General features: G+C 73.1%; 15 protein-coding genes. 9 read left to right on the top strand and 6 right to left on the bottom strand.

The features are described 5' to 3' along the window. Positions 1-90 precede the first annotated feature (90 nt). The gene (locus tag AC6EI4_RS06630) at positions 91-498 is read right to left on the bottom strand and encodes a MerR family transcriptional regulator (protein ID WP_498450974.1); all 408 of its coding nucleotides are present in this window, start codon (positions 496-498) and stop codon (positions 91-93) included. Between the two features lie 93 nt (positions 499-591). Between AC6EI4_RS06630 and AC6EI4_RS06625 the strand changes: the two genes are divergently transcribed. Continuing rightward, positions 592-789, top strand: a complete 198-nt coding sequence (locus AC6EI4_RS06625) for a DUF5708 family protein (protein WP_498450973.1) — start codon at positions 592-594, stop codon at positions 787-789. After that, the gene (locus AC6EI4_RS06620) at positions 789-1,337 is read left to right on the top strand and encodes a TetR/AcrR family transcriptional regulator (RefSeq protein WP_498450972.1); all 549 of its coding nucleotides are present in this window, start codon (positions 789-791) and stop codon (positions 1,335-1,337) included. The genes AC6EI4_RS06625 and AC6EI4_RS06620 overlap by 1 nt, the downstream gene beginning before the upstream one ends. Here AC6EI4_RS06620 and AC6EI4_RS06615 read toward each other — a convergent pair. The 3 genes from AC6EI4_RS06615 to AC6EI4_RS06605 all read right to left on the bottom strand — a co-directional run bounded on the left by AC6EI4_RS06615 (position 1,235) and on the right by AC6EI4_RS06605 (position 4,464). Next, positions 1,235-1,939 (bottom strand): lysoplasmalogenase, encoded by a 705-nt coding sequence (locus AC6EI4_RS06615; protein ID WP_498450971.1) that lies wholly within the window; start codon positions 1,937-1,939, stop codon positions 1,235-1,237. The genes AC6EI4_RS06620 and AC6EI4_RS06615 overlap by 103 nt on opposite strands. Positions 1,940-1,949: 10 nt before the next feature. Next, positions 1,950-3,344 carry an HNH endonuclease gene (locus tag AC6EI4_RS06610; RefSeq protein ID WP_498450970.1) on the bottom strand — a complete coding sequence of 465 codons (1,395 nt, stop codon included), beginning with the start codon at positions 3,342-3,344 and terminating at the stop codon, positions 1,950-1,952. 85 nt (positions 3,345-3,429) lie between these two features. Next, entirely contained in the window at positions 3,430-4,464 is a 1,035-nt protein-coding gene (locus AC6EI4_RS06605; protein ID WP_498450969.1) for an FUSC family protein, read from the bottom strand. Between the two features lie 18 nt (positions 4,465-4,482). Between AC6EI4_RS06605 and AC6EI4_RS06600 the strand changes: the two genes are divergently transcribed. After that, on the top strand, positions 4,483-5,289 hold the full coding sequence (locus tag AC6EI4_RS06600) for a thioesterase family protein (protein WP_498450968.1): 807 nt from the start codon (positions 4,483-4,485) through the stop codon (positions 5,287-5,289). On the opposite strand, the gene AC6EI4_RS06595 is transcribed toward AC6EI4_RS06600, so the two are convergent. Continuing rightward, positions 5,274-6,344 carry a hypothetical protein gene (locus AC6EI4_RS06595; protein WP_498450967.1) on the bottom strand — a complete coding sequence of 357 codons (1,071 nt, stop codon included), beginning with the start codon at positions 6,342-6,344 and terminating at the stop codon, positions 5,274-5,276. The genes AC6EI4_RS06600 and AC6EI4_RS06595 overlap by 16 nt on opposite strands. A 55-nt stretch (positions 6,345-6,399) precedes the next feature. Between AC6EI4_RS06595 and AC6EI4_RS06590 the strand changes: the two genes are divergently transcribed. From AC6EI4_RS06590 to AC6EI4_RS06575, 4 genes are read left to right on the top strand one after another with little or no spacing between them, the layout of a single operon-like run. Continuing rightward, entirely contained in the window at positions 6,400-7,098 is a 699-nt protein-coding gene (locus AC6EI4_RS06590; RefSeq protein ID WP_498450966.1) for a (deoxy)nucleoside triphosphate pyrophosphohydrolase, read from the top strand. Between the two features lie 10 nt (positions 7,099-7,108). Then, positions 7,109-8,023 carry an N-acetyl-1-D-myo-inositol-2-amino-2-deoxy-alpha-D-glucopyranoside deacetylase gene (gene mshB, locus AC6EI4_RS06585; protein ID WP_498450965.1) on the top strand — a complete coding sequence of 305 codons (915 nt, stop codon included), beginning with the start codon at positions 7,109-7,111 and terminating at the stop codon, positions 8,021-8,023. Between the two features lie 2 nt (positions 8,024-8,025). Then, entirely contained in the window at positions 8,026-8,364 is a 339-nt protein-coding gene (locus AC6EI4_RS06580) for a hypothetical protein (RefSeq protein WP_498421564.1), read from the top strand. Between the two features lie 9 nt (positions 8,365-8,373). Beyond that, positions 8,374-10,209, top strand: a complete 1,836-nt coding sequence (locus AC6EI4_RS06575) for a VanW family protein (protein ID WP_498450964.1) — start codon at positions 8,374-8,376, stop codon at positions 10,207-10,209. Here AC6EI4_RS06575 and AC6EI4_RS06570 read toward each other — a convergent pair. Next, positions 10,191-11,189, bottom strand: coding sequence for a GNAT family N-acetyltransferase (locus tag AC6EI4_RS06570; protein ID WP_498450963.1), 999 nt, complete (start codon positions 11,187-11,189; stop codon positions 10,191-10,193). The two genes, AC6EI4_RS06575 and AC6EI4_RS06570, sit on opposite strands and share 19 nt — an antisense overlap. Positions 11,190-11,247: 58 nt before the next feature. On the opposite strand from AC6EI4_RS06570, the gene fdxA reads away from it, so the two are divergent. Next, the gene (fdxA, locus tag AC6EI4_RS06565) at positions 11,248-11,571 is read left to right on the top strand and encodes a ferredoxin (RefSeq protein ID WP_498421570.1); all 324 of its coding nucleotides are present in this window, start codon (positions 11,248-11,250) and stop codon (positions 11,569-11,571) included. After that, complete coding sequence (gene dapC / locus AC6EI4_RS06560) at positions 11,568-12,689, top strand: succinyldiaminopimelate transaminase (protein WP_498450962.1); 1,122 nt, start codon at positions 11,568-11,570, stop codon at positions 12,687-12,689. The genes fdxA and dapC overlap by 4 nt, the downstream gene beginning before the upstream one ends. Positions 12,690-12,722 lie beyond the last annotated feature (33 nt).

Genomic DNA, 12,722 nt, shown 5'->3' with positions numbered 1-12,722 from the left:
TCGCAGGAGCATCGTCCAACCTTCACATCAATGCGAAGGTCAAGTCGTGGAGGCCTCGACGCCCTGTGGGGTGCGTCTCCAGTCGGGCGCCTAGGGCGCGGCCCGCCGTTGCGATCGGGGGCCCCGGTCCATCGCCTCGAGGTAGCGGTTCAGCGCATCGCGGTTCTGCTCGAGAAACGCGATGCGTTCCGACATGCGCTCCCGCTCACGTACCAAGAGCTCGCGCAGCTCGGGATCTGGGTCGGCGACGACTATGCCGTTCGGCTGGTCGAGGCACGGAAGCATGTCGCCGATGATGCGCGTCGGGATGCCGGAGTCGAGCAGTCCGCGCACCTTCATCACGCGGTCGACAAGGTACTCGTCGTACTCGCGGTAGCCGTTGTGGAGGCGCCGCGGCGCGATCAGGCCCTGCTCCTCGTAGTACCGAAGCAGCCGCGGAGCAACGCCGGTTCGCTTCGCCAACTCGCCGATACGCATCTCGGACCCCTTCGTCAGCATGACATGCATGTGAAGGTTAGCCCAACCGCTGTCACTCGACTTTCGCATTGCTATACATTCGTACTGTACGTTCGTATAGAGACGGAGGCTCCGATGAGCAGGCTCGGATGGGAACTGGTGGTCGGCGCGGTCATGGTCGTCGGAGGCCTGGTGATGTTCTTCGCGTTCCACGACGTGGAGACTCCGGTCATCGGCGTGCGCCAGGGCGGCCTGGTGATCGCGGTGCTCGGCGCGGTCGAGATCGCGGCGACCGCGTGGGCGATGGTCCGGTCGAGGCGACTGGAGTCCTGATGCCCGTCACGCGCCTACTCGACGGTGTGCTGACGGTGCTCGCTGAGCAAGGGGTCGGAGCCCTGAGCGTCCGTAGTGTCGCCGTGGCGGCGGGCGTGTCGCCGGCCCAGGTGCAGTACTACTTCCGGACGAAGAGCGAGCTGGTGCGCGCAGGCTTCGACCACGCGGGGGAGCAGTTCCTCGCAGACGTGGAGGCCGCAGAGGCCACCTCGCTGATGGACGTCGTGCAGCAGTGGCTCCCGCTGGACGATCGGCGCGAGCGCCGCGCTCGCGTCTGGCTCGCCTACGCCGCCCTCTCGGCCGTCGACGCGGAGCTGGCTGCCACCTCCGCGCAGCTGGACCAGGAACTGCGTCGATGGTTCGTCGACCAGGGCCTCTCGGACCAGGCGGCCGCGCAGCTCTTCGCGATGATCGACGGCGTCACCGTCCAGTGCCTGATGCTGCCTCAACCGGAGCGTCGCGCGCTCGTCGAGCGCACGGTCGTGCCGTTCGTCGCGGGACTGCGCGCCATCACACCCGCGCACAGCAGGACCTGGGCCGCGACGTAGGTGAGCATCACCCAGAACCCGACCGCGGGCGGGGCCAGGTCGGTGAACGCGTTGAGCGCGATCAGGCCGTCGGAGACCAGGAAGACGACGCCGCCCACCGCTGCCCAGGTGTGTACGCCGGTGGCCAGGACCGCCATTGCGGACAGGCCCCCGGCGTACAGCACGATCGCGGGCAGCAGCACGCCGGCCTCGCCGGCGCACAGCGCGACGAGCGCGAGCGCGCCCGCGACGATCGGTACCAGCGCGAGCGGGTGCCGGCGCAGCACGCTGGCCTCCCGGTAGGGCCAGAACGCGGTGACGTAGCAGAGCTGGGCCAGGAGGAAGAAGCCCACCATCGCCAGGAAGCCGGCCTCCTCGCCGAGCAGCCGCGGCACCGCGTCGCCCAGCCAGGAGAAGCCGAGGGCGGCAAGCGTCCAGGTGACCAGGCGCCCCCGCGGTGTCGGCACCTGGACCGCCAGGGCCCCGGCCAACAGCGGCATCAGCAGCACCTGGGTGACGTCCGCGAGTCCGTCGGCGTCGAGCAGCAGGGCGATGAGATGCACGAGGGTGACGGCGCCGAGTCCGGCGACGAGAACCCGGGCGACCGGACGCAGGGGAGGCATGGGCGGCAGCCTAGGCGCCGAGGACCCAGTCGATCTCGATGCTGGTGGGGCGGTGGTGGATCCGGACGTCGAGGCCGCTGTTGGTGCCGGACGGCGGGACGGGTGGTGGTGGGGCCTTCGAATGGTGGGTGTGGCCGGTGGGGGTGGTGACCTCGACGGTGTGGCGGGTGTGGCGCTCGCTGGTGGTGCGGTGGCGCCAGCCGGGGGCCTCTTTGGCGTAGTTGCAGGCCGCGCACAGTCCTTGGCCCTGGTCCAGGGTGGTGGTGCCGCCGCGGGAGCGGGGGGTGATGTGGTCGCCGTGCCGCACGGGCGCGTCGCAGTACGGCGTGCGGCAGGTCTCGCCGTCGCGGGCGAACAGCATCCGGCGCAGGCCCCCGGTGAACAGCTGGGCGCGGGAGTCCATCGCGACCAGCGCCCCGTCGGCGGGGTTGGTGTACAGCCGCCGGATCGCGACCTCCGCGTCCGGGTCGCCCAGCAGGGTGGCGACCACCTTGGCGGGCACGGGGCCGTAGCCGACCAGGTGCGCGGGGGTGGACTGGTCGGGGTCGAGGAGCATCTCGGCGCTCATCACCAGCTGGATCTCGATGCGCCGTCCACCGGGGGTGGCGGGCTGGTCGAGACGGGCCAGGAACTCATCGGCGATGATCTGGTCGCGGGTGCGGGTGTCGTCGCACGCCTTGAGATGGTCGGCGCGCTCGGCGAGGGCCTGCATCGCCACGATCGCGTCCCAGGCCGGGACGTCGGCGCTGATCCTCACCATCCCCTCACCCAGCCCCCGGTGGGTGACCCGGCGCCGGGCCCGGGCGCGGGTGGCGCGCTGGGCGGCGCCCTCGGCGTCGAGGGCGTAGGCCAGGCGGCGGGTGGCCAGGGTGAGCTCGCGGTTACCCATCTGGCTCAGCTGCGGTGCGAGTGTGGCGTCCACGCAAGCCCGGTCCTCGCGGGTCAGTTCGGCGCTCTCGCGGGCCAGGATCTGCGCGCGGTGCTCGTTGAGGTCGCCGCGGGCCAGCGCGGCCAGGGCGTGGGGCAGGTCCTCGACCAGCGCCACCGCGAGCGTGACGTGCTCGCGGCCCGCGTGCGGGGACTCCCGGCGTGCCAGCGCGACCTCGTGGGCGACACCGCGCCCACACCGCTGCGCCGGGACGCCCCGCGCGGCGTCCTCGGCGCGGCGCCGCGCAGCCAGGTCCGCGGTCAGCCGGGCCTTGGCCGCGGCCGCCGCGGAGGTGAGCCGCTCCAGGCCGGCCAGCTCGTCGACCAGCGCGGCATCGCTGAGCCCCGCGGGTTGGACCGCGGCGAGGATCTCAACCCAGAACTCACCCGGGCGCTCGGCTGCCTCGCACTCCCCGCGCACAGGCGCGTCGGCAGCGTCGTCGCCGCCGTTCAGCCCGTAGCCGGAGAGTTCAAACATAGAAACGATTGTAGTCAAGAGAGGTCGCGCAGGTAACCCCCGCAAGCCAATCTGTGGAGAACTTCTCGAGCAGCGTCTGCCCAGGTCAGAGGCGGTTGCGCCGAGGGCGGGTGGCCAGCCCGACCAGCACCCCGACGAGCACCCCGATCACGGTCTCCACGCCGCGGTCCCAGAGCAGCTCCCCGGTCGGCGCGGGGGAGACGAGGTGGATCATCAGCAGCGCGAGCGGGGTGATCCCGATCAGGGCGATGGCGTAGTTGCGCCCCACCCAGAGCTCGGCCCACGCCTGCATCGCCACCACCATCGCGATCAGCCAGAGGCCGTCCGCGTCGAGGGAGAGCAGCAGCGCCGCGGTCCCGAGTCCGAGGAACGTGCCGAGCACGCGGTGCACCCCGCGCAGCACCCCGGCCGAGAGCTGCGGGGAGGCGAGCGGGACGACGGCGCTCACCATGGCCCAGTAGGGGTGCCCGATGCCGGAGGCGGTGGCGATCGTGCCGGCGAGCAGCACGCCGAGGGCGTTGCGGGCGACGTGGCGCCGGGCGACCTCGGCGTACGCGCCCCGGCGCAGCGAGGTGCGCCGGGCCTGTGTGGGGCGTCGCCAGCCGTGCCAGAACGCGTGGACGTTGCCGACGAGCACCGAGAACAGCGCGGACGCGGCGGCGACGGCGGCGGCGATGCCCAGGTCGCCGGGGGAGGACGGGAGGGAGGCGCAGGCGGTGAACGCGAAGATCGGGAACAGCGGGCCCGGCGGGTGCCAGTCTTGGGCGTCGGAGAGCAGGGAGGTGGCGCTGGCGACCAGGGCCGCGACCGGTACCGCGAGCCAGGCGCGATGCTCGGAGAGCCCGACGAACACACCCAGCGTGCAGGCGGCGGTCAGCACGCCGGCCAGGGTCAGCTGCATCTGCGCGCGGGAGAGGTGGACGTGGTTGCGCCCGTAGAGAGAGGTGAAGGCGCCGAACGCGGCGTAGATGGACCAGTCCAGGTGACCGACGGACCACAGCAGCAGCAGTGGGACCGACACCGAGACGCAGGCCCGCAACGCGACGCGGTGGGCTCCGGCGTGCGGACCGACGTGGACGAGCTGGCGGGCGTGGGTGCTGAGGGTCGATCCGGAGGTCACGGCCGCTATTCTCCGCGCATGTCTTATGAGTTCGACCGCGACACCGCCGTCACCGCCACCGGCCCCGGCGAGCACGAGGCGACCCTGGCCGCCGGCTGGTCGGTGGGCGAGGGGATCAACGGCGGCTACCTGCTGGCGATGATCGGCAACGCGCTGCGCGCCACGGTGCCCGGCAAGCCCGACCCGCTCGCGGTCAGCGCCTACTACCTGTCCGCGTCCACCGCCGGCCCGGCCGCGGTGACCACACGGGTGCTGCGCGACGGGGGCAGCGTCGCCACGATGGCCGCGGAGCTGCACCAGGGCGACGCCGCGCGGATCAGCGCGCTGGCGACGTACGGCGACCTGTCGGCGCTACCCGACGACGTGCGCACCACCGCGCAGCGGCCGGCGATCCCGCCGCCGGACGAGTGCGTGCCGACCACGATGTCGCCGGAGAGCATCCGCAAGTCCGCGCCGCTGATGGAGCGCTTCGACATGCGCATCGACCCGGCCCACATCGGCTGGGCGATGGGGGAGCCGTCGCGCCAGGGTGCGCTGCAGGCGTGGTTCCGCTTCCCCGACGGCCGCGAGCCCGACCCGATCTCGCTGCTGCTGGTCCTCGACGCGCTGCCGCCGGTGACCTTCGACCTCGGGATGCCCGGCTGGGCGCCGACGCTGGAGCTGACCGCGCACATCCGCGCCGTACCGGCACCCGGGTGGCTGCAGGTGCGCCACGCGACCCGCAACATGGCGGGCGGCATGTTCGAGGAGGACTGCGAGATCTGGGACTCCACCGGACGCCTGGTGGCGCAGAGCCGTCAGCTGGCCCGTCAGCCCCGGCGGTAGCCGGCGGGCCTGGCCAGGCCGCAGATCCAGCGCCGCCGCGGGTGCTCGGTGACCGTCCAGAGCAGGTCCGTGCCGGGCCACCAGGTCAGGTCCTCGGGACCCATCGGGGTCGCCCACCGGCGCCGGCGCAGCGCACCGGGCTTGCCGACGTAGAGCGAGCCCAGGGTCCACGGGCCGTGGGACGCGGTCGCGTAGAGACCTCCGGGAGCCCGCACGGCGCCCTGCATCCCGGCCACGCCCGACGACTCGATGCTGAGCAGCCGGGTCACCTCCTGCTCGTCCGGCGCGGGCAGAAACCCCTCGCCGAGTGGGAAGCGGGCCAGCCGCCGGGTCTGCTTGCGCCGGCCGTACTCGCCGACCACCAGCTCCGGGGGCGAGGCGCCGCGGTCCAGCGAGAGGAACGAGTAGCGCAGCCGGTCCAGGCCCTCGGCGGTCTCGGCGCGGTGGGTGAACCGCAGCGGCAGCACGTAGCGGTAGCCCAGCGACTCGTCCGCGTGCTCGTCGGGCACCCGCAGGATGTCGTCCAGGTGGAAGGTGTGGAAGCCGGTCGCGGTCGCCGCCACGTGCAGCCACGGACCCGCCCAGACGATCCCGCCCGCGTGCATCTGCAGCGGGGCGCAGCGCGCCTGCGGTCCCTCCAGGGACGGCGTCACCAGCAGCACGTGGCGGTAGCGCCGGGTCCGCGGGTCGAAGAAGCTCACCCGGGAGCCGTGCTTCTCGCCGTCGACCTCCTTGGCGTACCAGGTGGTCACGAACAGCCGGCGCGGCTCGCCGTCCGTGCCGGTGTAGTGGCCCGACTCGTGCGCGTCGCCCGAGGAGGAGATGCCCTGGGGCCACCAGCGCGGGTCGCGCCGGTCGTGGGCGTCCCAGGTGAAGGCGCGGCGTACGGCGCGCCCCGGCGCCCAGGTGCGGCGCCCGCGCCGGTTCAGGTCGCTCAGCACCGCGTCCAGGCCCACCCGCCCGCCGTAGCGCCGGGCCAGCGCGTCGATCTCGGCGGTGTGGTCGCGGCCGCGGCGCAGCGTGAGCCCGTCGGCGTCGGTGGGGGTCTCGGGCATGGCCGACACGGTAGCCACCGGGTCGTGAGCCCGCACCACCGGCGATGATGAGGCGGTGAGCTCACGCATGCGCGTCGTCGGCGCGGCCATCGTCCGCGACGGCCGGGTGCTCGCCGCCCGCCGTACCGCCCCCGCCTCGGCGGCCGGGCGCTGGGAGTTCCCCGGCGGCAAGGTCGAGCCCGGCGAGAGCCCCGACGACGCGATCCGGCGCGAGATCGCCGAGGAGCTCGCCTGCCCGGTCCGCGTCGTCGGCTGGCTCGCCGGGCTGGTCCCGATCGGCGAGACCCACGAGCTCGCCGTCGCGCTCGTCGAGCTCGTCGCGGGGGAGCCCGTGCCGTCCGAGCACGACGCGGTGCGCTGGTTGAGGGCCGAGGAGCTGGGCGACGTGGACTGGCTGGAGCCGGATCGGCCCTTCCTGTCCGAGCTCGCCCGGGTACTGCGCGACGCCGCTGGGGATCGGGGAGAATCGGTGTCCGTGAGAGGCATCTTCTTCGACGAGGACGACGCCCGGGCCGCGGCCCGGGCCCTGGCGCGCGCCGGCTATGGCGCCGAGGTGACGCGGGAGCGGCTGGCCGGCGAGGACGACGACGAGGATCACCCCTGGGCCGTGCTCAGCGACGCCCCCGAGCCGCAGCTCGAGCTGGTCGTCGACGAGTACGAGGGGTGGCTGGACCGGGGCCCCGAGGCCCCCGTGGTGCGGCTCGCGCCGGTCGAGCTGCCCGACGCCCCGAAGCGGGTCAAGCGGCCGGACTAGGGTGGGGCGCATGACGCAGACTCCCGACCAGCGCCTGCTGCTGGTGCACGCCCACCCCGACGACGAGTCCATCGGCCAGGGGGCCACGATGGCCAAGTACGTCGCCGAGGGGCGCGGCGTCACGCTGGTCACCTGCACCGGCGGCGAGATGGGCGAGATCCTGGTCCCCGAGCTCGAGCACCTCGGCGCCGACCGCGACGACACCCTCGGCGAGCACCGCAAGGGCGAGCTCGCCGCCGCGATGGCCGCGCTGGGGGTCACCGACCACCGCTACCTGGGCGGGTTCGGGCGCTACCGCGACTCCGGGATGAAGTGGCACGAGGACGGCCATGCCATCCCCGCCGACGACATCCACGCCAACGCCTTCTGGGCCGCCGACCTCACCGAGGCCGCCGACGAGCTGGTCAAGGTGATCCGCGAGGTGCGCCCGCAGGTGCTGGTCACCTACGACCAGTTCGGCGGCTACGGCCACCCCGACCACATCCAGGCCCACCGGGTCGCGATGTACGCCGCCCAGCTCGCGGCCGTGCCGTCGTACAAGCTGGAGCTGGGGGAGCCGTGGGAGATCGCCAAGATCTACTGGGGCGCGATGTCGGAGAGCCGGATGCGCGCCGGGCTGCGCGCCCTGCGCGACGCCGGGGACACCGCCAGCTTCGAGGGGATGGACCCCGACGGGCCGCTCCCGCACTTCGTCACCCCCGACTCCCAGCTCGCCGCCGTCGTCGACGGCACCGAGTACTTCGACAAGAAGATGGCCGCGCTCGAGGCGCACGCCACCCAGATCACGGTGGACGGCCCGTTCTTCGCGCTCTCCAACAACGTCGGCAACGAGGCCTGGGGCCTGGAGTTCTACCGGATCGCGAAGGGCACCCGCGGTGAGCTGAACGAGGACGGGCTGGAGACCGACCTCTTCGCCGGACTCTGAGGGTGGAGGCCCTCGCCCGGTCCGGGCTGGCGCTGCTCGCCCTGCTCGCCGGGACCCTGACCAGCCTGTCGCTGGTCGCCCTGCACGGGCGCTGGTGGGGGATGGCCCTCGGCCTCGCCGCCACCACCGCCGCCCTGGTCGCCACCCCACGGGTGTGGTGGGGCCGGCCGGCGTTCTGCCTGGGCTGGATCGCGGTGATCGCACTCGTGCTGCCCGGGCGGCCCGAGGGCGACTACGCGCTGGCGGCGAGCCCGTCGGGCTACCTGGTGCTGTTCAGCGCCCTGGTGGTCCTGGTGTGGGGGCTCGCGACGATGCCGCGTCGGGCTACGCCACCCGCCTAGTATGGCGCCGTGACTTCTGATGCTTCCCCGACCGCGCGCGAGAGCAAGGGGGGACGGGTCGTCGTCCTCCTGCTGCTCGGGCTGGTCCTGCTCTTCGGTGCACTCTACGCCGCGGCCTACGCCTTCGCCGGTGCCGGCGTCCCCCGCGGCACCACGGTGTCGGGAGTCGAGATCGGCGGCATGAGCCGCGCGGAGGCCCGCGCCGAGCTCGAGGAGCACCTTGGCGAGCGCGCCCGCCGCTCGATGACCCTCGAGGTCGACGGGCGCACCCAGCAGGTCAGCCCGGACAAGGCCGGCCTGTCCCTCGACGTGGACGCCTCGGTCGAGGCCGCCGGCGCCGAGCGGAGCTGGTCGCCGCGCCGACTGTGGGAGTACTACACCGGCGGCGACGCGCTCGACGCCGTGGTGAGCACCGACGACGACGCCCTGGCCCGGGTCGTGACGCGGCTGGACAAGGGCGTCGGCACGCCTCCGGTCGAGGGCGCGATCGCGTTCAAGGCAGGCAAGGTCAAGGTCACCGAGCCCGTCGTCGGCGAGGGCGTCGACCCCGACGAGGCCCGCGACGCCCTGGTCGCGGCGTACCTGTCCATCGACGGGCGCGCCGAGCTGGACCTGCAGCCGGCCGAGCCCGAGATCGACGCCGACGACCTGCAGGAGGCGCTCGACGGGTTCGCGAACCCGGCCGTCTCGGCGCCGATCACGCTGGTCTTCGACGCCACCCGGGTCACCCTGCGCCCCGTCGACATCGGCCGCGTCGTCACGATGGTCGCCGAGGACGGCGAGCTGGTGCCCGAGCTCGACGAGAAGCGCCTCACCGCCCGCGTCGACCGCCAGATCGGCGACGCCGGTGCGCCCGTGGACGCGCGCGTGGAGCTGGTCAACGGCAAGCCGAAGGTGATCCAGGGCAAGCCCGGGATCGACTACGACCCCGCCGACATCAGCGACGCCTTCCTCGAGACCGCGGTCGCGGCCTCGGGCAAGCGCGAGATCGCGGTCGAGGCCAAGGTCGCCGAGCCCGAGTTCACCACCCAGGACGCCCGTGACCTGAAGATCACCGAAGAGGTCTCCTCGTTCACCACGTACTACCCCTACGCGGAGTACCGCAACATCAACATCGGCCGGGCCGCGGAGCTCATCGACGGCACCGTGCTCGAGCCCGGGGAGACGTTCTCGCTCAACGACACGGTGGGGGAGCGGACCCGCGAGAACGGCTTCACCGAGGGCTTCATGATCAGCAACGGGATCTTCAAGGAGGACCTCGGCGGCGGCGTCTCGCAGATGGCGACCACGCTGTTCAACGCGATGTTCTTCGCCGGTCTCGAGGACGTCGAGCACAAGCCGCACTCGTTCTACATCGACCGCTACCCGGTCGGGCGCGAGGCGACCGTGGCCTGGGGCTCGGTCGACCTGCGGTTCAAGAACGACACCCCCTACGGCGTGCTGATCAGCGCGAAGGTGTCCCCGGCCAGCTCGGCCGGCCAGGGCGCGGTCACCGTCAGCATGTGGTCGACGAAGGTCTGGGACGTCTCGTCGGTGACCGGGGAGCGGCACAACTTCACCCAGCCGCAGACCCGGACGATGACCACCCCCGACTGCTACCCCAACAGCGGGTACGGCGGCTTCGACATCGACGTCACCCGGATCTTCAAGAAGCCCGGCTCCTCGGCCGTCGAGCGGCGCGAGGTCTTCTCGACCACCTACACGCCCTCGGACTCGGTGATCTGCCAGGACCCCGAGCCGGAGCCCAAGCCGAAGCCGAAGCCCAAGCCGAACGCGAAGCCCAGCACCGAGCCCGCGGCCGAGCCGGCCGGGCGTCAGGCGGGGCGTCAGGCCGGGGTGAGGTAGCGCGCGGCGTGGTGGCGCACCAGCCCCAGCGCGCCGTAGAGCGCCACCGCGGCTGAGTTGTCGGGCTCCACGTGCAGCCACACGGTGCCGGCGCCGGACTCGCCGGCCCAGTCGAAGAGCTCGTCGAGCACCAGCCCGGCCAGGCCGCGGCGCCGGTGCCCGGGCTCGACCTCCAGCGCGTGCAGCCCCAGCCAGTCGCCGTGCAGGGTGCCGCGGCCGACGGCGACCAGGGCGTCGCCGTCGTGGGCCTGGACCAGGGCGTGGTCGCCGTCGGCGGTCAGCTCTGTCTGGAACCGGGGGCCTGGAGAGGGGGAGCGTAGGGAGGAGGCGCGTCGGGAGCGCCTGGCCTTGGCCAGCGAGCCGACCCAGAACTCCGAGTCCCCGTGGCCCAGCGGACGCCAGCCGCGGTCGAGGAACGCGCGCTCGGCCTCGCTGTCGACCTCCACCTGGGCCAGCGGCTCGCGGCCGTGCTCGGCGTAGAAGGCGCCCACCGCGGCGACCGCCTCGTCGTACGACGTGCCGGGCTCGCCCATCGCCAGGCACGAGTTGGCCCGCTTCAGCGGCCGCCCGCGCGGCGCCGGATCCAGGCGCAGCACCCACTCGCCGCCGTCGGCCACCGCGACGCGCTCCAGGCCCGGCCACAGGGCCAGGGTGTGCTCCTCGCAGGCGCGCGCCGAGAGCCGGTGGTGCACCGAGGGGCGCGGCGGCACCGGCTTGCCCGAGACGATGTCGGCGATCGCGATCCGCACCGCGACGCCGTCCTCGCGGCGTACCACCACCTCGCCGGAGCCCCAGGACTCCGCCGTGCCGAGCACGTCGGTCATCGCCGGGCCGCCGGTGGGCCCGCTCTCGCCGCGGACCAGGCGCCGGATCACCACCCGCTGCCCGACCACGTGCGGGCCGAGCAGGTGCTCGCCGGTGGCGGGCTGGTCGGGGCCCCGCTCGGTATCAGGAATGCCGGGTTCCGAGTGATCAGGCATGGGGGGATACTAGGGTTTGCCGAGCATCCGCTCTCGCAAGTGCTCTCAGGAGGAACTGGTGACCTACGTCATCGCCCAGCCGTGTGTCGACCTCAAGGACCGCGCGTGTGTCGACGAGTGTCCGGTCGACTGCATCTACGAGGGCAAGCGGATGCTCTACATCCACCCCGACGAGTGCGTGGACTGCGGCGCCTGCGAGCCGGTGTGCCCCGTCGAGGCGATCTTCTACGAGGACGACACGCCGGAGCAGTGGAAGGACTACTACACCGCCAACGTCGGGTTCTTCGAGGACCTCGGCTCGCCCGGTGGCGCGGCGAAGATGGGTGAGATCGACAAGGACCACCCGTTCATCGAGGCGCTGCCCCCGCAGAACCAGGAGTGAGCTCGCGCCGGGTCGGTGACGACCCCGTCTCGCGACGGCTTCCGGACTTCCCCTGGGACAAGCTCACCTCGTACGCCGCGCAGGCGCGCGGGCACGCCGAGGGGATCGTCGACCTCTCGGTCGGGACGCCCGTCGACCCGACCCCCGAGGTCGTCCAGGCGGCGCTGCGTGGAGCCGCCGACTCGCCGGGCTACCCGCAGACCATCGGCCTGCCGGAGACCCGCCAGGCCGTGATCGACTGGCTCCAGCGGTGCCTGGGCGTCACCGGCGTGGGCCTGGATGCGGTGCTGCCGGTGACCGGCTCCAAGGAGCTGATCGCGAACCTGGCCCTCCAGCTCGGGATCGGCGCCGGCGACCTGGTCGCCTACCCGGAGCTGGCCTACCCGACCTACGAGGTCGGCGCCGCGCTGGCGGGCGCCCGGGCGGTGGCGACCGACTCGCTGACCGCGCTCGGCCCCGAGGTGCCGGCGCTGCTGTGGATCAACTCGCCGTCCAACCCGACCGGCAAGGTGCTGCCGCTGGAGCACCTGCGCAAGGTCGTCGCGTGGTGCCGTGAGCGGGGCACCGTGCTGGTCTCCGACGAGTGCTACATCGAGATGGCCTGGGACCCGAGGAACCGGCCGATCTCGGTGCTGCACCCCGACGTCTGCGGCGGCTCCCACGAGGGGATCCTCGCGGTGCACTCGCTGTCGAAGCGCTCCAACCTGGCCGGGTACCGCTGCGCGTTCGTGGCCGGCGACCCGGCGCTGGTCGGCGAGCTGCTGGCGGTGCGCAAGAACCTCGGGCTGCAGATGCCCGGACCCCAGCAGGTCGCGATGGCCGCCGCGCTGGACGACGACGCCCACGTCGCCGAGCAGCACGCCCGCTACGCCGAGCGCCGGGCGGCGCTGGGTGCGGCCTTCGAGGGCGCGGGCTTCCGCATCGACCACTCCGAGGCCTCGCTGTATCTGTGGGCGACCCGCGACGAGGACTGCTGGGAGACCGTCGCGTGGCTCGCCGAGCGGGGCATCCTGGTCGCGCCCGGCGCCTTCTACGGCCGGGCCGGTGGGCGGCACGTCCGGATCGCGTTCACCGCCACCGACGAGCGGGTCGCGGAGGCGACTCGCCGGCTGGCCTGAGTCGCTGCTCAGTCGGCTCTGGGCTGTCGGCTC

It is taken from the genome of Nocardioides sp. Z43_10 (assembly GCF_059766615.1).
Note: the sequence above shows the minus strand (reverse complement) of the source record. Positions and strands in the feature narration are given on the sequence as shown.